Source organism: Haemophilus parainfluenzae, from assembly GCF_900450995.1.
In the GTDB taxonomy this organism is placed as follows: Bacteria; Pseudomonadota; Gammaproteobacteria; order Enterobacterales; family Pasteurellaceae; genus Haemophilus_D; species Haemophilus_D parainfluenzae_O.
In genome coordinates this window covers 786,325-811,035 of sequence record NZ_UGHY01000002.1, presented here as the reverse complement: position 1 = coordinate 811,035, position 24,711 = coordinate 786,325, and the positions used below count along the sequence as shown (strand labels likewise).

General features: G+C 40.0%; 24 protein-coding genes and 1 pseudogene. 11 read left to right on the top strand and 14 right to left on the bottom strand.

Annotation, left to right across the window (positions count from 1 at the left end; translation table 11 throughout):
- Positions 1-21: 21 nt before the first annotated feature.
- The 5 genes from DX522_RS04095 to DX522_RS04075 form a co-directional block, all read right to left on the bottom strand.
- Positions 22-999, bottom strand: coding sequence for an ABC transporter substrate-binding protein (locus DX522_RS04095; protein WP_115179919.1), 978 nt, complete (start codon positions 997-999; stop codon positions 22-24).
- 133 nt (positions 1,000-1,132) lie between these two features.
- A complete protein-coding gene (locus DX522_RS04090; protein ID WP_115179918.1) occupies positions 1,133-1,492 on the bottom strand; it encodes an MmcQ/YjbR family DNA-binding protein in 360 nt (119 codons plus the stop codon).
- A 147-nt stretch (positions 1,493-1,639) separates the two neighbouring features.
- A complete protein-coding gene (locus tag DX522_RS04085; RefSeq protein ID WP_262054159.1) occupies positions 1,640-2,029 on the bottom strand; it encodes a hypothetical protein in 390 nt (129 codons plus the stop codon).
- A 127-nt stretch (positions 2,030-2,156) separates the two neighbouring features.
- Complete coding sequence (locus DX522_RS04080) at positions 2,157-3,566, bottom strand: multicopper oxidase domain-containing protein (RefSeq protein WP_115179917.1); 1,410 nt, start codon at positions 3,564-3,566, stop codon at positions 2,157-2,159.
- A gap of 1 nt (position 3,567) precedes the next feature.
- Positions 3,568-4,290 (bottom strand): 1-acylglycerol-3-phosphate O-acyltransferase, encoded by a 723-nt coding sequence (locus DX522_RS04075; protein ID WP_115179916.1) that lies wholly within the window; start codon positions 4,288-4,290, stop codon positions 3,568-3,570.
- A gap of 87 nt (positions 4,291-4,377) precedes the next feature.
- Between DX522_RS04075 and lpxH the strand changes: the two genes are divergently transcribed.
- The gene (lpxH, locus tag DX522_RS04070; protein WP_115179915.1) at positions 4,378-5,082 is read left to right on the top strand and encodes a UDP-2,3-diacylglucosamine diphosphatase; all 705 of its coding nucleotides are present in this window, start codon (positions 4,378-4,380) and stop codon (positions 5,080-5,082) included.
- A 64-nt stretch (positions 5,083-5,146) separates the two neighbouring features.
- Here lpxH and glmS read toward each other — a convergent pair whose 3' ends face one another.
- From glmS to nudC, 6 genes are all read right to left on the bottom strand, one after another.
- Positions 5,147-6,979, bottom strand: coding sequence for a glutamine--fructose-6-phosphate transaminase (isomerizing) (gene glmS, locus DX522_RS04065; protein WP_115179914.1), 1,833 nt, complete (start codon positions 6,977-6,979; stop codon positions 5,147-5,149).
- A gap of 50 nt (positions 6,980-7,029) precedes the next feature.
- Positions 7,030-7,812 (bottom strand): DeoR/GlpR family DNA-binding transcription regulator, encoded by a 783-nt coding sequence (locus tag DX522_RS04060; protein WP_115179913.1) that lies wholly within the window; start codon positions 7,810-7,812, stop codon positions 7,030-7,032.
- Positions 7,813-7,938: 126 nt separating this feature from the next.
- The gene (locus DX522_RS04055) at positions 7,939-8,211 is read right to left on the bottom strand and encodes an HU family DNA-binding protein (protein ID WP_005696943.1); all 273 of its coding nucleotides are present in this window, start codon (positions 8,209-8,211) and stop codon (positions 7,939-7,941) included.
- A gap of 137 nt (positions 8,212-8,348) precedes the next feature.
- Entirely contained in the window at positions 8,349-8,939 is a 591-nt protein-coding gene (locus DX522_RS04050; RefSeq protein WP_115179912.1) for a YjaG family protein, read from the bottom strand.
- Positions 8,940-8,950: 11 nt separating this feature from the next.
- Positions 8,951-10,015: a uroporphyrinogen decarboxylase gene (gene hemE / locus DX522_RS04045; RefSeq protein ID WP_115179911.1), complete on the bottom strand. Its 1,065-nt coding sequence runs from the start codon at positions 10,013-10,015 to the stop codon at positions 8,951-8,953.
- A 10-nt stretch (positions 10,016-10,025) separates the two neighbouring features.
- A complete protein-coding gene (gene nudC, locus DX522_RS04040; RefSeq protein ID WP_049356113.1) occupies positions 10,026-10,820 on the bottom strand; it encodes an NAD(+) diphosphatase in 795 nt (264 codons plus the stop codon).
- A 148-nt stretch (positions 10,821-10,968) separates the two neighbouring features.
- Here nudC and DX522_RS04035 point away from each other — a divergent pair, with 148 nt between their 5' ends.
- Positions 10,969-11,424, top strand: coding sequence for a DUF3290 family protein (locus DX522_RS04035; protein WP_065244655.1), 456 nt, complete (start codon positions 10,969-10,971; stop codon positions 11,422-11,424).
- Positions 11,424-12,059 carry a DUF421 domain-containing protein gene (locus tag DX522_RS04030; RefSeq protein WP_049365275.1) on the top strand — a complete coding sequence of 212 codons (636 nt, stop codon included), beginning with the start codon at positions 11,424-11,426 and terminating at the stop codon, positions 12,057-12,059. Before DX522_RS04035 ends, DX522_RS04030 begins: the two co-directional genes overlap by 1 nt.
- A 42-nt stretch (positions 12,060-12,101) precedes the next feature.
- On the opposite strand, the gene DX522_RS04025 is transcribed toward DX522_RS04030, so the two are convergent.
- On the bottom strand, positions 12,102-13,316 hold the full coding sequence (locus DX522_RS04025) for an aromatic amino acid transport family protein (protein ID WP_115179910.1): 1,215 nt from the start codon (positions 13,314-13,316) through the stop codon (positions 12,102-12,104).
- 176 nt (positions 13,317-13,492) lie between these two features.
- Here DX522_RS04025 and DX522_RS04020 point away from each other — a divergent pair, with 176 nt between their 5' ends.
- The 8 genes and pseudogenes from DX522_RS04020 to murQ all read left to right on the top strand — a co-directional run bounded on the left by DX522_RS04020 (position 13,493) and on the right by murQ (position 22,170).
- The gene (locus tag DX522_RS04020) at positions 13,493-14,356 is read left to right on the top strand and encodes a YicC/YloC family endoribonuclease (RefSeq protein WP_115179909.1); all 864 of its coding nucleotides are present in this window, start codon (positions 13,493-13,495) and stop codon (positions 14,354-14,356) included.
- 8 nt (positions 14,357-14,364) lie between these two features.
- Positions 14,365-15,204 (top strand): folate-binding protein YgfZ, encoded by an 840-nt coding sequence (locus DX522_RS04015; RefSeq protein WP_115179908.1) that lies wholly within the window; start codon positions 14,365-14,367, stop codon positions 15,202-15,204.
- A 291-nt stretch (positions 15,205-15,495) separates the two neighbouring features.
- Positions 15,496-17,097 carry a lactate permease LctP family transporter gene (locus DX522_RS04010; RefSeq protein WP_115179907.1) on the top strand — a complete coding sequence of 534 codons (1,602 nt, stop codon included), beginning with the start codon at positions 15,496-15,498 and terminating at the stop codon, positions 17,095-17,097.
- Positions 17,098-17,193: 96 nt separating this feature from the next.
- Positions 17,194-17,925: a (Fe-S)-binding protein gene (locus DX522_RS04005; protein WP_115179906.1), complete on the top strand. Its 732-nt coding sequence runs from the start codon at positions 17,194-17,196 to the stop codon at positions 17,923-17,925.
- A 1-nt stretch (position 17,926) separates the two neighbouring features.
- On the top strand, positions 17,927-19,339 hold the full coding sequence (locus DX522_RS04000; RefSeq protein WP_075875173.1) for a LutB/LldF family L-lactate oxidation iron-sulfur protein: 1,413 nt from the start codon (positions 17,927-17,929) through the stop codon (positions 19,337-19,339).
- A gap of 5 nt (positions 19,340-19,344) precedes the next feature.
- Positions 19,345-20,043 carry a lactate utilization protein C gene (locus DX522_RS03995; protein WP_115179905.1) on the top strand — a complete coding sequence of 233 codons (699 nt, stop codon included), beginning with the start codon at positions 19,345-19,347 and terminating at the stop codon, positions 20,041-20,043.
- 97 nt (positions 20,044-20,140) lie between these two features.
- Positions 20,141-21,258, top strand: a pseudogene (locus tag DX522_RS03990) (anhydro-N-acetylmuramic acid kinase).
- A gap of 3 nt (positions 21,259-21,261) precedes the next feature.
- Complete coding sequence (gene murQ / locus DX522_RS03985) at positions 21,262-22,170, top strand: N-acetylmuramic acid 6-phosphate etherase (protein WP_115179904.1); 909 nt, start codon at positions 21,262-21,264, stop codon at positions 22,168-22,170.
- Positions 22,171-22,230: 60 nt separating this feature from the next.
- Here the strand turns inward: murQ and DX522_RS03980 are convergent, their stop codons facing one another.
- Both DX522_RS03980 and DX522_RS03975 read right to left on the bottom strand, forming a co-directional pair.
- Positions 22,231-23,889, bottom strand: coding sequence for a phospho-sugar mutase (locus DX522_RS03980; protein WP_115179903.1), 1,659 nt, complete (start codon positions 23,887-23,889; stop codon positions 22,231-22,233).
- Between the two features lie 191 nt (positions 23,890-24,080).
- The gene (locus DX522_RS03975) at positions 24,081-24,620 is read right to left on the bottom strand and encodes a DUF5358 domain-containing protein (RefSeq protein ID WP_081380449.1); all 540 of its coding nucleotides are present in this window, start codon (positions 24,618-24,620) and stop codon (positions 24,081-24,083) included.
- Positions 24,621-24,711 lie beyond the last annotated feature (91 nt).

Genomic DNA, 24,711 nt, shown 5'->3' with positions numbered 1-24,711 from the left:
GTTATGTGATTCAGTTTCAAATTAAGCCAAGAAGAATTTATCATCTGGTAATTTACCACCTAAGAGTTTTGGATTGAACGCCATCAAAGTTTCATAGAATTGCATGATTTCATTCTTCAGTTCACTGGCTTTGGTCACCGTCAAGCGCGCACCGTCTAAGCCCATTTCAATAGCGGCTTCTGGAGCAGGAAGATAATTAGCGCCAATTTCAGCCGCACTTTTTCGGTTAGCCATAATCCAGTTTAACGCATCACTTAAATCTTGGTGAAGTAGATCAAACTCAGCCTTGTGTGCGTGGAAGTATTCTTCGTTAGCAATAATGCCCGCCATTGGAATAAGCGGTTTCGTGTTAAACGCTTGACCCCATTCTTTCACTAAATCAAAGCCGCGTACAATCTCCGTACCAACAATTTTAGCTTTCAGCACAACGGCACTCGCCATCGGTTCTGGCAAGATGGCCGCATGGAAATCTTTAAGCAAGAACAAACCAATTGCTTCAGTTGGTGTTGCCGCATAGGTGATATCCACTTTATTAATATCAATATTCAGTTTTTTCAGTAAAGCTTGTAATACGATGTCTGGCATATCGTTTTTAAATGGCACAAGGATTTTTTTACCCACTAATTCTTGCGGTGAAGTAATGGCACTACCTTTGCACATCAATTGCGTAATCCCATTGGTGAGAATATTCACCATGCCAACTTGTTGCCCTTGATTACGTAAATTCACACCCACATTACTCGGGCTCATCATCACTTTAAATTGTCCACTTGCCACGCCTGCGCGCAACTGATCAGGCGAACGCCAAATTTCTAATGCTACATCCGCTTGTTTGGCTAATTTACCTTGTGCTGCCGCCACCGCAATGGTCACACTTGGCATCGCTGGTGCGCCATAAATGGTAAATTGCTCTTTTGTTGCTGCAAAGAGAGAAGGCGACATGCCCGCTGCCGTGAGTGCTGCGCTCATTCTTAAAAAATCACGTCTATTCATTGTCATGATTATCTCCTTATAATGAAACAAGTCTAACACTTGTATTTTGATAATAGTTTTCATTTATTATCTTACTAGCTGTGACTAAAGTAAAGAAAGACAAAAGTGCGGTCAGATTTTTAGGTGTTTTTAAATTCTCCTACTTTGTTAAGTCGTAGCTCCAATCCAACAATTTGAAGATTTCTTCGGTTTCTACGCCATGATCTAACACAATCGTTAGCCAGTGAGTTTTGTTCATGTGGTAGGCTGGCAAGAAATTAGGTGATTGTCTCAAAATGCTCACCATATCGGGTGGACATTTAAGATTGATAAAATCAGTCTCTCCTTCTTCTTGTAAACCAAGCTTCATTTTTCTGATTTTGCCAATAAGTGCATACCATTTCCCTTTGGCATTACCATGGCGTAAGATGGCATATTCGGGATATTTTTCCCAAAGATATTCTGGCTGCGTCGAATATTGATTGGCTGCATAATCAAAGATTTGTTGTGCTTGGCGCATGGTTTGCTCCTTGAATGATGAATGGGTTTATTATCAGCCGTAAAGCAGAGAAAAGAAAGACCGTCTGAAAATTGAATTCTAGACGGTCTTTTGCTTTAGTTTTAAAACATCGCATATATAAGTGAGGTCGTTTTTTGAGTGTTTTTCTTACTCAGTCACGTAGAAAACTTGTTTTTCAAATTCGCGTTTACCAATTTTGACAGTCAGCACATATTTGTCGATTGGATCTCGGCGGTCGAATGCCCAACAGTTCATCATGTATTTACCATTTTCCAATGTTGGTCTGGTATAAGTGATAGTATGGAGTTTTTTATTTGGTGATGACACCACTTTTGCATTCTCAATCGAGCTGGTGAATTCAATTTTAGCTTGAGCCTTAAAAGTTTCACTTACCATCGCTTTTTTACCAAAATTACCTGTTGCTACCCAACATACCTTCTCTGTTTTTTTGAGCGAGACATTTCTTTTTGTGTAAGTCTGGTGATGGAGCAGGCTCGTTTGTTCTATCAAAAACAGAAAGATAAATTGTTGGCTCATTTGTCGTATCTTTAGAGTTATCTTTTGATTCAGGTGCTGTAGCCAAGGCAGCAGCTGAAAATAAGGTCGCAATTAAAGCGAATGTTGAGATTTTTTTTCATGTTAGATTCCTTTTTATATCATTATTTTATTGAACGATCGTTATACCAAGGCAGCCCATATCTGCCAGCATTAAATTGGATGAGCCAAATAAGAATGGATGGGTATTTGATGAAGCTTGTTCAAATTTTACTAAAATTTGTACTTTCTTTTTCACCCAAACCGTGTCTTTCCAGGCTAGCTCCGACGCATCGACGTTAACATCATCTTGGCTTTCAATCACAAATTTAGCGCCTTGAATGGTGAAACCGACAGGCAGCGAGCTGTTGATGATCCAACGTTCGACGGTACCGACTTTAGCCGAAACATCAAGTCGACGCGGGTCAAAACGTTGCTTGTTGATTAAGCCGTTAGTCACATCTAGTTCAAAGGTGCGTTCTTGGGCGATTTTACTTTCGAGCATAGTCGTGGCATCAGTATTAAATTGCTCATTCATTTTTTTACTGAATGCGGAGATTTCACCTTGTGGGCGAAGTTCTAAAACGGTGTTATCTGCAAAATCATTGCCTGAGCTGAACACATTTTTGATTTTGTCGAAGAAACCACGTTTAGCCCCAGAGATGAGCGATACACCTTCCCCTTCGCTTAAATTGACTAATACTTCAGCACGTTCACCTGGTGCAAGAATGAGAGAATTAATTGCTTTGCCTTGTGGTAAAAAGCCTAGGTCTCGTGCAACGAGCAACATGTCTTGTTCGTTATCTAAACGGAGATCATAGGCTCTTGCTAATGAAGCATTGAGCAAACGCAAACGCACCCAACCGCGAGGGACGTCAAGATAAGGGGCTTCCTGTCCATTAACGAGAAGACGATTACCGACAAAGTGCGGTTGATTTTGCTTGAATAATTGTAATCCGTCTCCGTTAAATTCCATGTCTTGTAAGATTAATGGAATATCGTCCACACCATATTTGTGAGGAAGTTGTGATTTTAGGCTTTGATCATCTTCAATCAACCACATTCCCACAATGCCACGATAGGTTTGATAGGCCGAGTTAGCAAGGGTCGCTGAACGATACCAGCAAGTCGAGGCAGGTTGGTCTATAGGGATAATTGGTGCCCAAGATTCTCCTTTTTTGAGGACTTTTGCGGCACCGCCAAATAATTCGCCACTGGCTTGTAATCCCTGAATAGAGAGAGCAATACTTTGTGGCAAATTGTTGTGATAATTGAGTTTTGCAAAGGAACCCGATTTGATGCGAATAGTGGGTCCAAGATAATTGCCGTTAAAGCCCCATACACTGACACTATGTGAGCCATCTAACTTGTAGCCGGTTTCTTCCATATTAAGAATAATTGGGCGACCACGTTTTGCTTCCATCAACGGCGGAATGGTTAATTTTTCACGGGATGCCGCTAATACCGATTGAGGTGTGGCAGCAAGTGCGGTTGAAATTGCGGTAGTTTTTAATAATTGGCGACGAGAAAGACGCAACATATTATTTTCCTTGTGCAATTTCAGCATCAAGTTCAGCGATGCGTTTTTCCATCAAATCGTGGCAGTAAGTAGCAAGTTCGCGAACATTGTCTTTGGTGTAGGATGACACATCAATCGGCTCCATCATTTCACAAATCACTTTACCGTTATCCCAACGATTTAAATCAATTTTGTTATGAGTCGTCGAACACACAACAGGCACGATTGGTACGCCAGCTGCAATTGCTGCATGGAATGCCCCTGTTTTGAATGGCAATAAGCCGCGACCACGGCTACGAGTGCCTTCAGGGAACATCCAAATTGACAGGTTATCTTTATTGATACGACGAGCAAGTTCTGTCATCGTGCTGTGTGCTTTAGAGCGATTTTCACGATCTAAGAAAATATTGCCCGTCACCCAATACAAAATGCCGAAAAAAGGAATCCAAATCAGGCTTTTTTTACCTACACTCACCGTGCGAGGTAATACCATGTAAGAGATGGTGACCATATCGAAATTATTTTGGTGGTTACCGATATAAATACAACGAGGCATATTCTCTTTATTTTGTGGAAAACGGTGTTCTACTTCTAAGCCAAATAAAGGGTATAAGCGACCAAACCAGCGAGCCATAACGCCCACATTGCTTGGATTTTTGAAACGAATAAAGGAATAGATCGTACCGAGCACACAAATTAAAATACAACAAAGTGCAACGATGAGAATTCTGGCGATTTTTAACATAGAAAATACCTAATTAAAATTTTTGGAAAGTATAGCAAATTACACAAAAATGTGTGCTAATCTAATGAAAAAAATGACGGAATAGTTATGAAACCCATTTATTTTATTGCAGATCTTCATTTGAGCGAAACGCATCCAGAATTAACCGCACTTTTTAACGATTTTATGAAAACCAAGGCGCAAGAAGCGCAAGCGGTTTATATTCTGGGGGATCTTTTTGATTTTTGGATTGGTGATGATGAAATTTCACCTTTAATTTCACAAGTAAAACAGTTGATTAAAAACCTGACAGAAAAGGGCATTGCTTGTTATTTCATTCATGGCAATCGAGATTTTCTCATCGGGAAAAAATTTGCACAAGATTGTGGTTTAATGTTATTGCTGGACTATCATTGTGTTGATCTCTATGGTGTGAAAACCTTAATTTGCCACGGTGATACCTTATGTGTTGATGATGTGAAATATCAGCAATTTCGCCGAAAAGTGCATCAAAATTGGCGACAAAGGCTGTTTTTATGTTTGCCACTAAAAGTGCGGTTAAAAATTGCAGAGAAAATTCGCGCGAAGAGTAAACAAGATAAGCAATATAAGTCACTGGATATTATGGATGTGAATTTAGCGTTTACGGCACAAACAGTGAAAGAATTTGGCGTTGAGCGGTTAATTCACGGTCATACGCATCGAGAAGCCATTCATCAGGAAGAAACATACACGCGAATTGTGTTAGGCGATTGGCGAAAGGATTATGCCTCAATTTTGGAAGTGACAGAAAACGGTTATCGGTTTATTTAAACAAAAAGCACAGGATTAAACCTGTGCTTTTTTGTATTAAAATGTGCTGATTTTCAACCGCACTTTATTCTACTGTTACCGATTTTGCTAAGTTACGAGGTTGATCCACGTCGGTTCCTTTAATTAATGCTACATGGTATGACAATAATTGCATTGGAACGGTATAGAAAATTGGTGCAACAATTTCATTTACTTTTGGCATGGTGATGATTTTCATGCCTTCACTTGGTGTGAAGCCCGCTTCTTTATCCGCGAAAACATAAAGTTGGCCGCCACGCGCGCGCACTTCTTCAATGTTTGATTTTACTTTTTCAAGTAATTCATTGTTTGGTGCAACTACGATAACCGGCATGTCCGCATCAATCAAGGCAAGTGGACCGTGTTTTAATTCACCTGCTGCATAAGCTTCAGCATGGATATAAGAAATTTCTTTTAACTTCAATGAAGCTTCCATTGCGATAGGGTAGAACTCACCACGACCTAAGAAAAGCGCATGGTTTTTCTCAGCGAAGTCTTCTGCTAATGTTTCGATGTCTTTATCAAAGGCAAGGGCTTTTTCAATTTCAGCCGGAAGTGATTGTAACGCTTTTACAATTTCCACTTCTTTTTCGTTTGAGATATTGCCTTTTACTTTACCGATTGCAGTCACTAACATTAATAATGCTGCTAACTGAGTGGTAAATGCTTTGGTTGATGCCACACCGACTTCAACGCCTGCACGAATCATGAATGCAAGATCCGATTCACGTACTAAAGATGAACTTGATACGTTACAGATTGTTAAGGCAGCCATGTAACCTTTTTCTTTTGCAAGACGAAGTGCTGCAAGAGTATCCGCTGTTTCACCTGATTGAGAGATAGTCACTAACAAGCTATTTGGGCGAGTGACAAATTTGCGATAGCGGAATTCAGACGCGATTTCGACATCACAGCTCACGCCAGCAAGTGCTTCAAACCAGTAACGAGCAGTCATCCCTGCATTATAAGAGGTACCACAAGCCACAATTTGAATGTGTTCAACTTTTTCTAAAATTTCAGCTGCGCCATTACCAATAGCATCCACAATCACGTTATTGTGAAGGATACGACCTTCCATGGTGTTGATTAATGCATTTGGTTGCTCATAGATTTCTTTTTGCATGAAATGGCGGAATTTGCCTTTTTCTGCTGCATCATTTTCAAGGTTAGATTCGTGTACTTCACGTTCTACTTTTTGACCATTTGCATCGTAAATATCTACAGTGCGACGTGTAATTTCGGCAATGTCGCCTTCTTCTAAATAGATGAAACGACGAGTCACGCTTAATAACGCAAGTTGGTCAGATGCCAGGAAATTTTCACCAATCCCTAAACCAATTACTAATGGGCTACCTGAACGCGCTGCAACTAAATGTTCTGGATGTTCGCGATCTAATACCACCATACCGTATGCACCAGTAAGTTGTTTTACAGTTTTTTGTACGGCTTCAAGTAGAGTAGCGGCTGTGCGCATTTCCCATTCAACAAGGTGAGCGATCACTTCTGTATCGGTTTGAGAATTGAACACATAACCACGAGATTTAAGCAATTCACGTAATTCTTCGTGATTTTCGATGATGCCGTTATGTACGACAGCAAAGTTACCCGAAGTATGCGGGTGAGCATTGGCTTCAGATGGTTCACCATGGGTTGCCCAACGCGTGTGTGCAATCCCTGTACCACCGATTAATGGTTTTACTGCTACCGCTTCATCAAGGGCTTTTACTTTACCCAAGCAGCGTACGCGGTGTAATTCATGGTTTGGAGCCACGACAGCAACACCCGCAGAGTCATAACCACGATATTCTAAGCGGTGTAAACCATTAATTAAAATTTCTGCTACATCACGTTGTGCTACCGCACCAACAATACCACACATAGTTTTTCCTTATTTACTAAAATTAAAAGTCTTGTTTTTCTGACCGCACTTTATGCCACATCTACACAAATTACTTCTACGCCTTGCGCCATTATGGCTTCTTTGTCGGCCTGAGATAATTTGTTATCGGTAATCAGCACATCAATTTGCTGCCAGGTTAATTCCACATTTGGCATTTTTCTGCCAATTTTTTGTGATTCCACCATCACAATCACTTCACGAGACACTTCAGCCATCACTTGGCTTAAGCGAACTAACTCATTAAATGTTGTTGTACCACGTTCTAAATCAATGCCATCGGCACCAATAAATAATTGGTCAAAATCATAAGAACGTAGCACTTGCTCGGCAATATTGCCTTGGAAGGATTCAGAACGCGTGTCCCAAGTACCTCCCGTCATTAAGAGTGTCGGTTCATTTTCGAGTGAACGTAATGCCGTGGTCACAGAAAGCGAATTTGTCATCACAACTAAGCCTTGTTTACGATTAAGCTGCTTAATCAATGCTGCGGTCGTGCTGCCACTATCTACAATAATGCGATTGTGATCACGAATACGTTCTGCAGCTGCCTTTGCTAAGACTAACTTTCGTTGCGAAAGTTCATCATCTTGTTCTTCTTCGATGATTTCTTGTGGCATTAAAATGGCACCACCGTATTTACGAAGAAGGAAACCATTACTTTCTAATGCAGTGAGATCTTTTCGAATCGTCACTTCAGAAGTGTCAAATAATTGTACTAGCTGTTCTACACTGACTTCACCTTGTTCTTGCAGTAGCTGCATAATGGCATGTCTGCGTTGTTGGGTATTTCGGTGTTGAATGTTTCGTTTCATTATTTATATTCCGTAATAAATTTCGGTTCGGAATTATATCGGCAAAATGATGAATGTAAAGCTAAAATTTAGGCAACAAAAAACCCTGACAAAGCAGGGTTTAATTAAAATCTGTTTTAAGACTAATTATTTGATTGCGTCTTTTAATGCTTTACCAGATACGAAAGCTGGAACTTTAGATGCTGCGATTTTGATTTCTGCACCAGTTTGTGGGTTACGGCCAGTACGTGCTGCACGTTTGTTTACTTTGAATGTACCGAAACCGATTAATTGAACAGGTTCACCTTTTTTAAGGCTACCAGTAATCGCCGCTAGAGTAGCTTCTAATGCAGCTTTAGCTTGTTTTTTGTTTAATTCAGCTGCACTTGCAATTGCATCGATTAAATCTGTTTTGTTCATAAATTTGTACCTTCTGTTAAATTAAAATTTGACTCTATTTAAATAAGCGTAGCTTTTAACTGCTACGGCTTGGCAAGTCTAATCTAACTGAGCAGGAAATAAAAGCTCGATTTGTAAAAATTGTGACAAATCTCACGTTATTGCTCAATTTTTATACCAATATTGGAGATTCCCTCCTGTTTGATCTCATTTCGGAGGGATAAAATCAGGTCTACGTCGCGTTTTTCACAGTCTTTGAGTAAGCGATAGATTTGCCATTGAAGGTCAAGTTCCTCCTCAATTTCTTCACAGCTTTTTAGTTCGCTCTCAGAAAGATCTCGATTTTCTTGTGTTTCTAACAAAGAACAAACCGTACCTAACGAAATTTGGCTGATTTGAATCGATTTTTCTAATGTTTCGCCTGCGATAATAGCATGCAATAATTCACCTAATGCTTCACAAGCATCGAGAGCGGGTACCACACCAAAGAAGTCATAATCATTCACATCAGGAATAATCTCTTCGAGCTTCTCTAATTGGTTCTCGAAATTGATTTTCGCCCCTTTAACCGTCAGAAATTCCCACACTAAGTTTAAAATGTTGTGATAGGTCTTTTCTGCTTGCTCCTGTTCGGTCATCTGACAAAATAGGGCAAAGTTTGGTGCCATGCGTTCGCATAAGCAAGCCATAAAGGTTAGATGTTGCCAACTTTCAACATTTTCCAGGCGCTTGTGAATTGGATTTCGCATTTTTTTCTCGCTTATTTATGATAGGCTTTTGAGAATTCATGAATGGCATCTACGAAGATTTTTGGTGCACTTTCAGGCACATCTTGGTGGATTCCATGGCCTAAGTTAAATACATGTCCGCTGCCTTGACCAAAATCAGCTAAAATTGACCGCACTTCTTGCTCAATACGCTCTGCTGGTGCATATAACACGCTTGGATCCATATTGCCTTGTAGTGCCACTTTATGGCCCACACGCGCTTTCGCATCAGCCAAATTAACTGTCCAGTCTAATCCGAGTGCATCACAGCCTGTATTAGCCATGGCTTCTAACCATAAGCCGCCACCTTTAGTAAATAAGGTTACCGGTACTTTACGGCCATCGTGTTCACGAATTAAACCATCAACGATTTTATGCATATATTGCAGAGAGAAGTCTAAATATTCACGATGACCTAATACACCGCCCCAGGTATCAAACACCATGACCGCTTGTGCACCTGCTTTGATTTGTGCATTTAGGTATAAAATCACGGAATCCGCCACTTTATCTAATAAAAGATGTAAGGTTTGCGGTTCGGCATACATCATTTTTTTGATTTTATTGAAGGTTTTGCTGCTACCACCTTCAACCATATAAGTTGCCAGTGTCCACGGGCTACCAGAGAAACCAATCAGTGGCACTTCGCCTTTTAGTTCGAGACGAATTGTACGCACAGCATTCATCACATATTGAAGTTCGCCTTCAGGGTCAGGAATCGGTAAATTTTCGACCGCACTTTTGTTTTCAATTGGATGGGCAAATTTCGGGCCTTCACCTGCACCAAAACTTAAGCCTAATCCCATCGCATCAGGAATAGTCAGAATATCAGAGAACAAAATAGCTGCATCTAAAGCATAGCGACGAAGTGGCTGTAAGGTAACTTCACAAGCTAAATCCGCATTGCGGCAAAGAGACATAAAATCGCCCGCTTCTGCACGTGTTGCTTTATATTCAGGCAAATAGCGTCCCGCTTGGCGCATCATCCATACGGGGGTCATATCCACAGGTTCACGTAATAAGGCTTTTAAATAACGATCATTTTTTAATTCAGACATGGACTTTCCTTTATTTATTTTGTTCCGCTTTACAAAGCTCAAGCGTCGCATTAATTAATTTGAGTGCGATAGTACCTGTTGGCGGTAATTCTGGCAAGGGGGCAGTACTAGAAAACCATTGTGCATCATGCAGTTCTGTTTCTTGCAGTTGAATTTCTCCGCTGTCGTAATCAGCTAAAAAACCCACCATTTGTGAATTCGGGAATGCCCAAGGTTGGCTCCCGAAATAGCGAATATTCTTCACGCGAATACCAGTTTCTTCAAACACTTCACGACGAACGGCATCTTCGAAGGTTTCACCCACTTCCACAAAACCGGCTAGCGTGGTGTAAATGCCAGCTTTGCCTGGCGTGTAATGGCGTTTATGGTTGGCTAATAAAATCTCTGTGCCACGACGAACGGCGACAATAATCGAAGGGCAAATAACGGGGTAAGTACGATAGCCACAACTTGTGCATTGAACCGCAAGCTCATCGTGAGTTTGTTCCGCTTTTTGACCGCACTTTCCGCAGAATTGGTGGGTTTTCAAAAAATGATTGATTTCCACGCCTCGGCTTAATAAATGAAAATCTTCAGTCGGTAATGACAACAAACTCCGTAAGGAAAGGTATTCTCGTTCATCTTGATCATTTTCTGCCACAAGCCATAAAGGTTGTGATTTCCATTTCCCGAGCAACATTGCTTTTTGTGTTGTGAGGCCGAGTTCCTTTGCTGTTCCAAAAGGTAGATTATTTTCCTGCCAATAAAGCGTCGATCCTTTGGTGAGCAGCCAATATCCCTGATCTTCGGGCTGAATTGCTTTCATATTTTTCTCTTTTTTATTTCAAAAGTGCGGTCATTATAAAAGGGATTTTTCGGAAAAACGAATTTAATTTCTGTGACAAAAATAGCTAGTCAGTTTTCGTTGTGCTACAGTAGTAACCTGTTTTTCTCTTTAAAATTAGGAATGACAAATGACTTTTTTCTCTTTTGCTTTTTTAGAAAATGCGATGTCTTTTGAAGGTTATTTTAAATATATCACCATTTTTGTCTCGTTAGGTGCATTGCTTGTGGTGACAAGCTTATATTTACGTCATCGGTTACAAACCAAATATCGCGATCTCAGTATTATCTTTCTTTTATTAATTATTTTCTTGCTCGGTGTGCAATATAAGCAATATGAGCGAAATGAAGTCTATGCAGCTGATATCTCTAGCGTGGTGACATTTTTAAATTCGGTGAAAGATAGTCAAAATTTACAGAAAGAAGATATTAGTACCAATAGCCGTACATTAATGAACGGCATGATTTTAAATATTCGGGATCAGTATTTCGAAGTCCATTTTAATAATGATTTTTCAGCGTATACCTTATCCCCAATTAACTTAGTAAACCCTAATGTTACTGTGATTGATAAGGAGGATAAATAATGGATGGCTACACATTATTAGGCTTGAAATTGGCCATGGGTATTATTGGACTGGTACTCCAAATTAACTTAATGGGAAAAGGTAACCTTGCACCGACTTCCGCGATGGATCAGGTACAAAACTATGTGCTAGGTGGCATTATTGGTGGTGTGATTTATAGCGATAGTATTGGGGTATTCCAGTTCTCTCTCGTGCTCGTGCTTTGGACATTATTGGTTTTTACCCTCCGTTTTATCAAAAATCATAACAAATTAGTTAAATCTTTGATTGATGGTAAACCTGTTTGGGTGATTTCAAACGGTAAGGTTAAAACCGCTGAATGTATGAAACACAGTATTACTGCTAATGACCTCATGTTTAAGTTACGTGCTGCCGGTATTTATGAAATCAAAACGGTTAAACGTGCGGTATTCGAACAAAATGGGCAACTCTCGATTATTCAATACGGCGATGATAACTTACGTTATCCATTAATTGTTGATGGACAATTAGATGATGATGTTTTAGACATTATTGATCGTGATGAAGAATGGGTTAAAGCTGAGTTAGAAAAACAGAACATAACGATTGAGCAAGTGTATATTGGCGAATACTTGAATGGTCAGTTAGTGGCACATGTATATGAAAACAAATAAAAGAGACCGCACCTTAAAAGTGCGGTCTTTTTTTCGCTCATTTTAACCGACAACAAAAGGTAAATAACCCGCTCGGATGGCAAAAGGAATTGAAGTAATAATCACACCGAGTACCAATACAAGTACTAACAATGTGTTACCGCCCCATACTCGATATGGCAAGTTTGGATGAATTGAGCGTGCTTTCCAAACTAATGCTACCGGTAAAACCACTGCGTAGAACGCGAACATTTGACCAGCATAACCCAGAGCGAGAATAAAACCTTCCGGATAGAAAAGGGAGAAAAGCACTGGGGGAATAAAGGTCATTAAACCTAATGAAATACGCCCTGCATGAATATCAAAAGATTGTTTGAGTAAGTCTTCGATACATTCTAATAAACCTAATGCCACCCCTAAGAATGAAGTGACCAATGCTAAAGTGGAGAAGATTTTTACCGCATTCGCAATAATTGGGCTTTGGGTGATTTCTAAGGTTGCTTTCACCAAGCCATTTAACGTGGCGTCTTCACGTAAAATTTGTAAAAACTCATTTTGGCTGAGTAAGCCGTGCGTAGAAAGCTGCCATAAAAAGTAAGCAAATAACGTGATGCCAGAACCCACTAAAATCGCAATGCGTAAGGATTTCACATTACCGTCTAAGTATTTATTTAAACTTGGAATGGAACCATGGAAACCAAATGCCGTGAAAAATACAGGGCTTGCAGAAATAATTAAAGCGTTATCAATTGGCATCGCCATTAAGTTATCAAATTTGATGTTTGGTAGCATTAATGCGAGCACTAAGATAAAAGCAGCAATCATCACAAAGAATAATACGCGATTGATTTTATCCACGCTGTGGGTGCCGATGACAATAAAACTGCCGAAGAAAATGGTGAATACAAGCACCGCGATTTTATTCATGGTGTCTTTATCGCCCATGGCTGGGAGTAAATCCATTAATAAGGAACCACCACCACTCACATAAGCAGCAATTAAGGCATATAAGAAGACAATTAAAACAGCAGTGGAAATAATTCGCCCCGCTTTACCAAAATATTGTGCAGCAAGTGTGCCGATCCCCGCATCGCTGTCAGCGGTTTGATACAGTTCCACGAATAAAAGTGCGGTGAAAGTAAGTACCGCCCACAAGCCAAGTAATAAGAAAACAGTCGCAGTCAAGCCAATCCCTGCAGAGGTGAGTGGCATTGCCAACATCCCTGCACCAATCATGGTTCCTGCAACAAGTAAGGTACTTCCCACGGTCTTGTTCATTTTATCTTCCTTAGGTTGTAATAATAAATTTACGATAATTGTATTTTAATCTTTACAGTGTGTAAAGTAGGGAAAACAAAATTCTTCTACAAAATGTACGGTAGAAATGACCGCACTTTCCCGATAAAATAGCTGGCAAATCAATTAAGACAAGAGACAATAGTAGGAGAGCGCTTATGATTTATAGTATGACAGCCTTTGCACGCCTTGAAATCAAGAAGAATTGGGGCGATGCAGTTTGGGAAATTCGTTCGGTTAATCAACGTTATTTGGAAAACTTTTTCCGCTTGCCAGAGCAATTCCGTGGCTTGGAAAATGCTTTGCGTGAGAAACTTCGTCAAAATCTCACTCGCGGTAAAATTGAATGTTCATTGCGTATTGATAGCAAAAAACAAGCGGCGGCTGAGCTTAATTTAAATAAAGAATTAGCGAATCAAGTTATCCAATCTTTACAATGGATTAAGGCACAGGCTGGTGAGGGCGAAATCAATTTAGCGGACGTATTGCGTTATCCCGGCGTGGTGGAAGCGACTGAGCAAGATTTAGATGCCATCAGTCAAGATTTGTTGACAGCTTTTGATGAATTGTTGGTGGAATTTATTGCAATGCGTGGACGTGAAGGCGAAAAATTGCAAGCCATTATTCAACAACGTCTTGATGGTATTACTGTAGAAGCTGAAAAAGTGCGGTCACAAATGCCGGTGGTTTTACAATGGCAGCGTGAGCGTTTATTGCAACGTTTTGAAGAAGCGAAGATTCAACTCGATCCACAACGTGTTGAACAGGAAATGATTTTATTGGCACAACGTGTGGATGTGGCGGAAGAATTAGATCGTCTGCAAATGCACGTGAAAGAAACCAATAATATTTTGAAAAAAGGCGGGGCAGTGGGCCGTAAACTGGATTTTATGATGCAAGAGCTCAATCGTGAATCGAACACTTTGGCATCAAAATCCATTAATGCCGATATCACCGCTTCTGCTGTGGAGTTGAAAGTATTAATTGAACAAATGCGTGAGCAAATTCAAAACCTTGAATAGGAAAAATCATGGCAACATTTATTTCATTAAACCACTATGATTTGGTGGAAGTGGCGGGCGTGGATGCGGAGAAATATCTGCAAGGCCAATTAACTTGTGATGTGGTGCATTTAGCACCTGGCGCTTCAACGCTTACAGCGCATTGCGATCCTAAAGGCAAAATGAATTTGTTGTTCCGCTTAATTAAGCTTTCAGCAGAACAGTTTTTGATTTTAATGCCGAAAGCTTTATTGGCTCCACTCGATCATTTAAAAAAATACGCAGTGTTTTCAAAAGTCACTTTCCAAGTATTGGATTGGCAAGTTGTCGGCTTGATTGGTGAAAAGTGCGGTCGGATTCATGCGCAGATTGAATTGGATATTGATGAAAATCGTGCAATTTTGATCAATCCTACACCGTTAGATGTCACCTTTAATGGCGATGAAAAACAATGGCTTTGTGCGGATATTCAAGCGGGCTTACCAAGCTTGAGTGCGGAAACACAAAATGAATTTATCCCGCAGGCATTAAATTTACAAGCGATTGAACAAGCGATTTCTTTTACTAAAGGCTGTTATATCGGGCAAGAAATTGTTGCGCGAGCTAAATACCGTGGCGCCAATAAGCGTGCGATGTATGTGCTTTCAGGGGAAACCACGGTTACACCGAAACTTGGCAGCGAAATTGAAATGCAATTAGAAACAGCTTGGCGTAAAACCGGCACTATCGTAAGTGCGGTCAATTTTGACGGCGTTTTATGGCTACAAGTGGTGATGAATAACGATTTAGAAGAAGGGATGTATTTCCGTTTACCTGAAGATGGAATTGTTCTGAAAATTGAACCGTTACCTTATTCCATCAATGGCTAGAAAAGCTTCTTTTAATTCTTTTTAAGCTTAAAAAATCCTTGCTGGAGTCAATTTCCACAAGGATTTTTCTATTATGTATATTTGTAATGAAAATTTATTTTTTACCATAAATTATGCATTTTTATTGGTTTTTTTTAAGAGTTAAAATAATGTTATAAAGAAAAGTGAAAAATGTTAAAAAAATGTGAGAACTTTGTCACATTTTCAATTAACTACCACTAAAGGGGAGTGGGTTTTTCATTAAGAATTCATAGAATACGCGCCACTTTTTAGTCGTACAGAGGAGTGATTATGAGCTTGTCTTTTATTCTTAGTGTTTTTCCAATCATTTTATTGATTTATTTAATGGTAAAGCGTAATGCGTTACCTTCTTATGTTGCATTACCTTGGATTGCAACCTTGGTGATTGGCGTTCACCTTCTTCATTTTAATACTGACATTGTAACGATCAGTGCCAATGTGACCGCCGCAATCGTAGCGGTTCAAACACCAATTACTGTTATTTTTGGCGCAATTCTCTTTAACAAATTTTCAGAAGTATCTGGCGCAACTGATACGATGCGTAAATGGTTAGGCAATATTAACCCAAACCCAGTTGCACAATTAATGATTATCGGTTGGGCATTTGCTTTTATGATTGAGGGTGCAAGTGGTTTTGGTACACCAGCAGCGATTGCAGCTCCAATTTTAATGGGCTTAGGTTTTAATCCATTAAAAGTCGCCATGTTGGCGTTAGTGATGAATTCGGTTCCGGTTTCTTTTGGGGCGGTAGGTACACCAACTTGGTTCGGTTTTGGTCCATTAAAATTAGATTCAAAATCGATTCTTGAAATTGGTTCGATAACAGCGTTTATCCACTCCATTGCGGCATTAGTGATTCCATTGATGGCATTACGTATCATGGTGACCTGGAAAGAAATCCGTCAAAATATTGTTTTCATTTATATTAGCGTATTCTCTTGCGTGATTCCTTACTTCTTAATTGCACAGTTTAACTATGAATTTCCATCATTAGTCGGTGGTGCAATTGGTCTCTTTATTTCTGTATTTGTAGCGAATAAAGGTATTGGTTTAGCGAAAGTTGAAAACAAGTTAGATAATAATGTTGTTAGCACAGGCCAAGTTGCTAAAGCATTACTACCAACTGGTTTATTAATTTTATTCTTAATCGTTACACGTATTCCGGAATTAGGCTTAAAAGGCTTAATGAATAACAAAGATGTGTGGTTCTCTACCGCGTTAGGTTCATTAGGTACATTTGAAGTCAGCAAAGGTTTAATTTTTAGTTTGAAAAATATCTTCGGTTCAGAAGTGAGTGAAAGCTATAAACTACTTTATGTGCCTGCGTTAATTCCATTTGTAATTACAGTATTAATTTCATTACCACTTTTTGGCGTGAACTTCAGCAAAACAAAAGGCATTTTTAGTGCAAGCTTAAGCCAAGTAAAAAATCCATTCATCGCCTTAATGGGGGCTTTAGTAATGGTAAACTTGATGTTAGTGGGTGGTGAGCATTCTATGGTGAAAATTATAGGTCGTACCTTTGCAGAAGTTACCGGTAGTGACTGGACAATCTTCTCTTCCTTCTTAGGTGCGGTAGGCGCATTCTTCTCAGGGTCAAATACCGTATCTAACTTAACATTCGGTAGTGTGCAATTATCAACAGCAGAAACTACAGGTTTATCTGTGACTTTAATTCTGGCGTTACAATCAGTCGGTGGTGCGATGGGTAATATGGTATGTATTAATAATATCGTAGCAGTTTCTTCTGTGTTGAATATTCAAAACAAAGAAGGAACAATCATTAAGACTACGATTGTACCAATGATCGTTTACGGTATCATTGCAGCCCTTTGCGCAAGTTTCTTAATTCCGCTATTCTATGCGCTCTAAAATAGAGGCAAAAAGCAACCGCACTTTGTCGGCGGTTGCTTAACTTTTATCGAATATTTTACTTTTTATTTTCTATTACTGTTGGAGTAATTATTTATGAACGTAAATTTCTACGTTACCTGTATTGCTGACGTAGTAAAGAGCGGTGTGGCGAAAAACACCGTATTACTACTGGAAAAACTCGGTTGTAATGTTATCTTCCTTGAAAAACAAGGCTGTTGTGGGCAACCAGCATTAAACAGCGGTTACACCAAACAAGCCATCCCTGGCATGAAAAACTTAGTCGAAACCTTTGAAGTGAACGATTATCCAATCGTTGCTCCAGCAGGTTCCTGTGTTTATGCTATCAAAAACTATCCTGAGTATTTCACCAAAGTTGGTGACTTAGATTGGGCTGAGCGAGCAAAAAAGGTCGTTGCACGTTTCTGTGATTTAACGGATTTCATCGTCAATAAATTAGGTGTAACAGATGTTGGCGCCTATTTGCCGGGTAAAGCGGTTTATCATCCTTCTTGTAGTCTTACTCGTAAATTAGGCATTGTTGATGAACCAATCGCTCTCTTGAAAGGCGTAAAAGGGTTAGATCTTCTTCCTATTCATAATCAACAAACTTGCTGTGGCTTCGGTGGAACTTTCTCTGTGAAAATGGCAGAGATTTCTGGCGAAATGGTAAAAGAAAAAGTTGAGCATATTGAAGAGGTTGAACCACAATATTTAATTGGTGCAGATGTAAGTTGTTTATTAAACATTGGTGGTCGTTTACAACGCGAAGGCAGCAAGATCAAAGTGATGCACATTGCGGAAGTATTAATGCAAGGGGAGAAATAAGATGTCATTGAAAACCAGTAATCTTCCTTTTAAAGCGCGTGTCGATCATGAAGTACATAACACTATCATGCGTAAAGCGGTAGTGAAAGCCCAAGAAACTATTGGGGCTAATCGTCAAAAAATGGTGGACGAATTAGGTCATTGGGAAGAATGGCGTGATTTATCTAAACAGATTCGTAACCATGTTTTAGCTAATTTAGATGCTTATTTGTATCAATTAAGCGAAAAAGTGATTGAAAATGGCGGTAAAGTGTATTTTGCTGAAACTGCCGAAGAAGCGAGTGCTTATATTCGTAAAGTAGCATTAGAGAAAAATGCGAAGAAAATCGTAAAATCCAAATCCATGGTGACTGAAGAAATCGGTTTAAACGAAGTGCTTGAAAAAGAGGGTATGCAAGTGATCGAAACCGATTTGGGTGAATATCTATTACAAATTTCAGGTGATAAACCATCCCATATCGTTGTGCCAGCAATTCACAAAGATCGTCACCAAATCCGCAAAGATTTGTCTGAAAAACTCGGCTACGAAGGCGAAGAAACGCCTGAAGATATGACGCGTTTCGTACGTGAAAAAATTCGTCAAGATTTTTTAGAAGCTGATATCGGTATCAGCGGTTGTAACTTTGCCGTAGCGGAAACCGGCTCAGTTTGTTTGGTGACAAACGAAGGTAATTTACGTTTAGCGACGACCTTACCAAAAACGCATATTGCAGTGATGGGAATGGAGCGTTTAGCGCCGACTTTCCAAGAGGTGGATGTGTTAATTACGATGCTTGCTCGTAGTGCGGTAGGGGCGAAATTAACCGGTTATAACACTTGGTTAACGGGGCCTCGTCTTGCTGGTGAAACTGACGGTCCTGAAGAATTCCATTTGGTTATCGTGGATAATGGTCGTTCAGATATTTTAGCTTCTGAATTCCAAGAAGTTTTACGTTGTATCCGTTGCGGTGCCTGTTTGAATACCTGTCCAGCATATCGTCAAATCGGTGGTCATGGTTATGGTTCTATTTACCCGGGTCCAATTGGTGCAGTGATTTCTCCGTTATTAGGTGGCTATGATGAATTCAAAGAATTGCCGTATGCTTGTTCTTTATGTAATGCGTGTAATTCGGTCTGCCCGGTGCGTATTCCATTAGCGCAGTTAATCTTAAAACACCGTGAGAAAATGGTAGAGTTAGGTAAAACTCCTGCGATGGAACGTTTATCTATTTTTGGCTTCACCACAGCCAATGCCAACCCAATGCTATGGAAAACAGGTGTGAATATCGGTGCGAAATTAGCGGGTAAGCTGATCAAAAATGGTAAAGCACCAATTACATTTGGTGCATTGGGTGAATGGACAAAAGCACGAGATTTACCACAAGCAGATGGTGAAAGTTTCCGTCAATGGTTTAATAATAGAGAGAGAGGGTAATAAGCATGGATTTACAAAATCGCGAAAATTTTCTTAATAAATTAGCGGCGAAAATGGGTAAAGCCCGTGCTATCGTACCTGAACCGATGGATGCACCAGTCAATACATACCCAACTGAGCGTTTAACCCATTTAAGTGCGGTTGATTTAGCGAATGAATTTACCAATTCTGCTAAAACCATGATGGTGGACGTAAATGTATGTAAAGAGTCTGATGCAGTACAAACCTTACTTGCTCTCTGTGAAAAATATGGTGGCGGTGATGTTGTGCTTAATTCAGATGAAAGATTGACTGCACTTGGTATTCCTGCAGCGCTTGAAGCGAAATATACTTGCCATATATGGTCACCAGAAAGGGCACAAGATAATATTAGTTTCTCTGAAAAAGCTAATCTTGGTGTAGTTTATGCAGAATATGGTTTGGCGGAAACTGGCGGAATCGTCTTATTCTCTAGCGCAGATCGTGGACGTTCAGTGAGTTTATTACCTGAAAAATCAATTGTTGTTGTACGTAAAAGCCAAGTACTACCACGTGTTGCACAAGTGGCGAAAGTATTACACGATAAAGCACAACAAGGCGAGCGTATGCCATCTTGTATCAATATTATCTCAGGTCCAAGTTCAACAGCGGATATTGAATTGATTAAAGTGATTGGTGTACATGGCCCTGTAGCAAAAATCTATTTAGTCATTGATGACTTATAAGCATCATTAGTGATGAAAAGAGAGAGCCGCAATGTTCTCTCTTTTTTTATTTTTTTAAAATCCGCTATAATTCTGAAAAACTCACGAATTGAACACTATGACTTATTATCTTGGCATTATGTCCGGCACCAGCCTTGATGGGTGGATATTGCCCTTACTGACATCCATTCGAATCAAACCAAATTAATTGCAGCAGATTTTACGCCGATGCCGGCAAATTTACGCGAAAAAGTGACCGCACTTATTCAATCAGGTGAAACGTCGTTACAAGCATTGGGTGAACTCGATCATCAATTTGGTTTACTTTATGCCGATTGCGTAAATGCCTTTTTACGTAAACACCAGTTAAAGCCAGAACAGATCGACGCTATTGGTTGCCATGGGCAAACGGTGTGGCATTCCCCAAAAGGTCAATTTCCGTTTACCATGCAAATTGGTGATATGAATTTATTGGCCGCTAAAACAGGCATTACGGTCGTTGGTGATTTACGACGCAAAGATATGGCGTTTGGTGGACAAGGGGCGCCTCTGGTACCCGCTTTTCATCAAGCAGTATTTTTTGATCCTCACTGGGCAACCGTGGTGCTGAATATTGGCGGTATTAGTAATGTATCGTTATTGATACCCGAACAGCCTGTCATTGGCTTTGATACGGGAACCGGTAATACCTTGCTCGACCAATGGTTCGAAAAATATCAAGGCAAAGCTTACGACAAAAATGGTGAATGGGCGGTTTCAGGTCAAGTGAATCCAGATTTGTTAGCGGTATTATTAGATGAGGATTTCTTTCAGCTTCCACCACCGAAAAGCACAGGGCGTGAATTATTTAATTTGGTTTGGCTAGAGAATAAAATTCAAAAAATAGCACGCAAAACGACCGCACTTTTACCACAAGATGTGCAAGCTACTTTGGCAGAATTTACCGTGCAAAGTATTGTTTTAGCCCTTAATAATATCCAGACGACATTACCATGTCGATTACTTGTTTGTGGTGGTGGCGCTAAAAATCAGGCGATCATGAATGGTTTAAAACAGGCGTTGCCAACTTGGCGTATTCAACTGACGACTGAATTAGAGCTTGATATCGATTATGTGGAAGCGGCAGCCTTTGCTTGGTTGGCCTATCGTCGTATGTATAATTTGCCGGCTAATTTGCCGAGTGTGACGGGCGCCACAAGTGCGGTCAGTTTAGGGGCGATTTTTCCAAAGGAATAAACCATGGCAGAGAATTTATTACAAACCCTTTCAACTTTAATTACTGAACAACGGAATCCCAATTCCATGCATGTAGATAGCTTATCTGCATTGGAAATTGTGCAGTTAATGAATCAGGAAGATAAGCAAGTGCCTTTGGCAATTGAAAAATGTTTACCTCAAATTGCCCAAGCGGTCGAATGTATTGTTGCTGCATTTCAACAAGGCGGTCGATTAGTCTATATTGGCGCTGGAACCAGTGGTCGATTAGGAGTACTCGATGCGTCTGAATGCCCGCCAACATTTGGCGTGTCACCTGAAATGGTGAAAGGTATTATTGCAGGCGGCGAGCGGGCATTACGTCATCCAATTGAAGGCGCAGAAGACAGTAAAGCACAAGCCGTGGTTGACTTACAAACAATTCAATTTTCCTCAAAAGATGTATTGGTGGGTATTGCAGCCAGTGGCCGAACACCTTATGTGCTCGGTGCGTTGGAATATGCGAAATGTTTAGGTTCAGTGACCGTTTCAATTGCAAGTAATCCGAATTCTGCGATGGCGAATATTGTGGATATTACCATTGATACGGTAGTGGGGCCAGAAGTACTGACTGGTTCGAGCCGTTTAAAATCAGGTACAGCACAAAAATTAGTACTGAATATGCTGACTACGGCTTCTATGATCTTAATGGGTAAATGCTATCAAAACTTAATGGTGGATGTGCAGGCAAGTAATGAAAAATTGAAAGCTCGTGCCATTCGCATTGTTATGCAAGCTACGGATTGCGATAAGTCACTCGCAGAAGAGACATTAAAGCAAGCTGATCAAAATGCGAAATTAGCGATTATGATGATTCTGAGTGGATTAGATCGTGCTCAAGCAGAGGATTTATTAGAAAAACATCAGGGCAAGTTGCAACTTGCATTGGGATAAGCAAAAATAAAACGCTAGGCATCAAACCTAGCGTTTTTTATCATTTTATAGTTTGCTCAATTAGCAATCTTGTTTGCCGTAAGCATCTTGACGAAGGATTTGACGAACGCCTTCATCAAATTGTGCTAAAACGTGATCCGCGTCTTTTGGATCTTTACCGCGAGCATCAAGATAGAACTTGATTTTCGGCTCAGTACCAGATGGACGAACAATTAAGCGACTGCCGTTTTCTAATACGAATACAAGGATGTCGCTTTGACGATCAGTTTTAGTGTGGTCGATGAATTGTGCCACTTTAACACCACCTACTTCAGCTGGAGGTGTGTTACGAAGTGCGGCCATTAATTTACCAATTTCAGATAAATCGCTTACACGGATAGAAATTTGACCACTGACATAAGCACCGAATTCTTGTGTGAAGTCATTAGCATAATCCGCTAAGGTTTTGCCTTGTGCTTTTAAGTGACGCACTAAATCTAAGAACACGATCGCCGCAGAAATACCGTCTTTATCGCGTACTTTATCAGGGTCAACTAAGTAACCAAGCGCTTCTTCGAAACCGAATAATAAGCCTTGAACTTTACCGATGTATTTGAAACCGGTTAAGGTTTCTTCTGATTGGAAGCCGTATTTTTTCGCAATTTCAGCAAGTGCTGGAGAGGACACTAAAGAACACGCTAATACGCCTTTCTCACCTTTTGCATGATATTGTTTTGCTAAATACCAACCTAAGAAACAACCTACTACGTTACCGTGTAAAGGTTTCCAGTTACCTTGTGCATCTGGAACAGCTACTGCTAAACGGTCTGCATCAGGGTCATTGGCAATAATGAATTCTGCATTGTGTTCTTTTGCTACTTTAATGGCTAAATCTAATGCACCTTTTTCTTCTGGGTTAGGGAAGTTTACTGTTGGGAATTTGCCATCTGGCCATACTTGTTCTGCCACAATATGAGGTTGTGGAAGACCTGCTTTGGTTAAGGTTTTGCTTAATACTTCATAGCCTACACCATGCATTGCAGTATAAACGTAGTTAATATCTGCTTTAGGTTCTTTAGCAAGAGAAGCGGTTTTTTCGATATAAGCGTTAACCACTTCATCATCTAACACCACATAATCTTGGCTACGTGGTAAATCTTTTACATTGCCCGCTGCTACTTTATCGATTAATGCGGCGATATCCTTGTCGGCAGGAGAAACGATTTGGCCACCGCCGTTCGCTTTACCTAAGTAAACTTTATAACCGTTATCTTCCGGAGGGTTGTGACTCGCAGTCACCATGACACCAGCAGTGGTATCAAAATATTGAATTGCGTAAGCTAATACTGGAGTGGGTAATTTACGTGGAAGTAAATAAGCTTTCACGCCTGCACCCGCCATGATTTCAGCGGTATCACGAGCGAAAACATCAGAGTTTTTACGGCCATCGTAACCAATCACGATAGATGGCTGTTTGTCGTAATCTTTTAAATAATCCGCTAAACCGCCTGCTGCCTGTGCCACTAAAACACGGTTCATACCCATAGGGCCAGCTTGTAATGGTCCTCGCAGCCCAGCAGTACCAAATTGTAAACGGCCGCTAAAGCGAGCTTGTAGATCAGCGTGTGCTTTTTCATCACCATTTTTTGCCGCCGTTAAAAGTGCGGTTAATTCTGCGTGAGTTTCAGCATCAGGATCTTGGTTTAACCAGTTTTGAGCAATATCAAAAAGCGTTGTCATGATGTTTTTTTCTCCTTGTAAAAAATATTTCCAGTTAGACTAGCTGAAAATGACTTTAATTTAAATGGCTATTTTGCTTTTTTACTTAAAATTTAAGCTTTTTTTGATCGCAACCGTTTTCTCAGATATAAAAACGGCGTAAAAATATTTACGCCGTGAGTGAGATATAAATTTATATAAAATAATAAAAATTAGAGAAGAAGAGCCGATCCCCATTTGATAATATCAAAGAAGAATTTGTTCTGATTGGTGGCAATGCCATCACCACTTTTCTTCAATGTGCCATCATCATTCTTTGTTTCATCCACCATACCATTTATATATTGACCTTTCACGACATCCAAATCTTCTTTTGCTTGAGTACGCAAGATTTGACACGCTTTAGGTTCTAATGGCTCGACATCACCGACTTCAGTGCGGAATTTCTTGAATTGATAGGTCGCATAATTCATCGATTTTTCATCTTTTTGAATCATTTTCACATAGTCTTCCCCGATGATTTTTTCTAACGGATAGAAAAAGACATATTGAGAATGAATATAGCTATCTTCTTTTGCAAAATGTTGTTGCTGAATACGGGTTAAATTCGGGTAGATACATTGTTCAGCTTGTTTACTTGATGTTGCCCATGTTTGAGCATTTTTATCTGAAAGAAGGTAATCCGCTTGTGCAAATTCTGCGGGGATTGATGATTGCGATGTACCGAATAAACTGCAAGCATTTAATAACATGATGCTGCTTAAAAAAATAGTTTTTTTCACTTAAATTTCCTTACTAAAGTTGGAATGGCGGAATTTTAACAACAACGACATAATTGTAAAG

Bases quoted from the DNA above. Each gene is read 5' to 3' on its own strand.
- nudC (WP_049356113.1), bottom strand. From the start codon at position 10,820: ATGAAAGCAATTCAGCCCGAAGATCAGGGATATTGGCTGCTCACCAAA.
- DX522_RS04015 (WP_115179908.1), top strand. From the start codon at position 14,365: ATGGCAACATTTATTTCATTAAACCACTATGATTTGGTGGAAGTGGCG.
- DX522_RS04030 (WP_049365275.1), top strand. From the start codon at position 11,424: ATGGATGGCTACACATTATTAGGCTTGAAATTGGCCATGGGTATTATT.
- DX522_RS03975 (WP_081380449.1), bottom strand. From the start codon at position 24,620: ATGTTATTAAATGCTTGCAGTTTATTCGGTACATCGCAATCATCAATC.
- DX522_RS04035 (WP_065244655.1), top strand. From the start codon at position 10,969: ATGACTTTTTTCTCTTTTGCTTTTTTAGAAAATGCGATGTCTTTTGAA.
- DX522_RS04080 (WP_115179917.1), bottom strand. From the start codon at position 3,566: ATGTTGCGTCTTTCTCGTCGCCAATTATTAAAAACTACCGCAATTTCA.
- DX522_RS04005 (WP_115179906.1), top strand. From the start codon at position 17,194: ATGAACGTAAATTTCTACGTTACCTGTATTGCTGACGTAGTAAAGAGC.
- hemE (WP_115179911.1), bottom strand. From the start codon at position 10,015: ATGTCTGAATTAAAAAATGATCGTTATTTAAAAGCCTTATTACGTGAA.
- DX522_RS04090 (WP_115179918.1), bottom strand. From the start codon at position 1,492: ATGCGCCAAGCACAACAAATCTTTGATTATGCAGCCAATCAATATTCG.
- DX522_RS04020 (WP_115179909.1), top strand. From the start codon at position 13,493: ATGATTTATAGTATGACAGCCTTTGCACGCCTTGAAATCAAGAAGAAT.
- DX522_RS04010 (WP_115179907.1), top strand. From the start codon at position 15,496: ATGAGCTTGTCTTTTATTCTTAGTGTTTTTCCAATCATTTTATTGATT.
- DX522_RS04050 (WP_115179912.1), bottom strand. From the start codon at position 8,939: ATGCGAAATCCAATTCACAAGCGCCTGGAAAATGTTGAAAGTTGGCAA.
- murQ (WP_115179904.1), top strand. From the start codon at position 21,262: ATGGCAGAGAATTTATTACAAACCCTTTCAACTTTAATTACTGAACAA.
- DX522_RS03980 (WP_115179903.1), bottom strand. From the start codon at position 23,889: ATGACAACGCTTTTTGATATTGCTCAAAACTGGTTAAACCAAGATCCT.
- DX522_RS04025 (WP_115179910.1), bottom strand. From the start codon at position 13,316: ATGAACAAGACCGTGGGAAGTACCTTACTTGTTGCAGGAACCATGATT.
- DX522_RS03995 (WP_115179905.1), top strand. From the start codon at position 19,345: ATGGATTTACAAAATCGCGAAAATTTTCTTAATAAATTAGCGGCGAAA.
- DX522_RS04075 (WP_115179916.1), bottom strand. From the start codon at position 4,290: ATGTTAAAAATCGCCAGAATTCTCATCGTTGCACTTTGTTGTATTTTA.
- DX522_RS04055 (WP_005696943.1), bottom strand. From the start codon at position 8,211: ATGAACAAAACAGATTTAATCGATGCAATTGCAAGTGCAGCTGAATTA.
- DX522_RS04085 (WP_262054159.1), bottom strand. From the start codon at position 2,029: ATGAGCCAACAATTTATCTTTCTGTTTTTGATAGAACAAACGAGCCTG.
- glmS (WP_115179914.1), bottom strand. From the start codon at position 6,979: ATGTGTGGTATTGTTGGTGCGGTAGCACAACGTGATGTAGCAGAAATT.
- DX522_RS04000 (WP_075875173.1), top strand. From the start codon at position 17,927: ATGTCATTGAAAACCAGTAATCTTCCTTTTAAAGCGCGTGTCGATCAT.
- DX522_RS04095 (WP_115179919.1), bottom strand. From the start codon at position 999: ATGACAATGAATAGACGTGATTTTTTAAGAATGAGCGCAGCACTCACG.
- lpxH (WP_115179915.1), top strand. From the start codon at position 4,378: ATGAAACCCATTTATTTTATTGCAGATCTTCATTTGAGCGAAACGCAT.
- DX522_RS04060 (WP_115179913.1), bottom strand. From the start codon at position 7,812: ATGAAACGAAACATTCAACACCGAAATACCCAACAACGCAGACATGCC.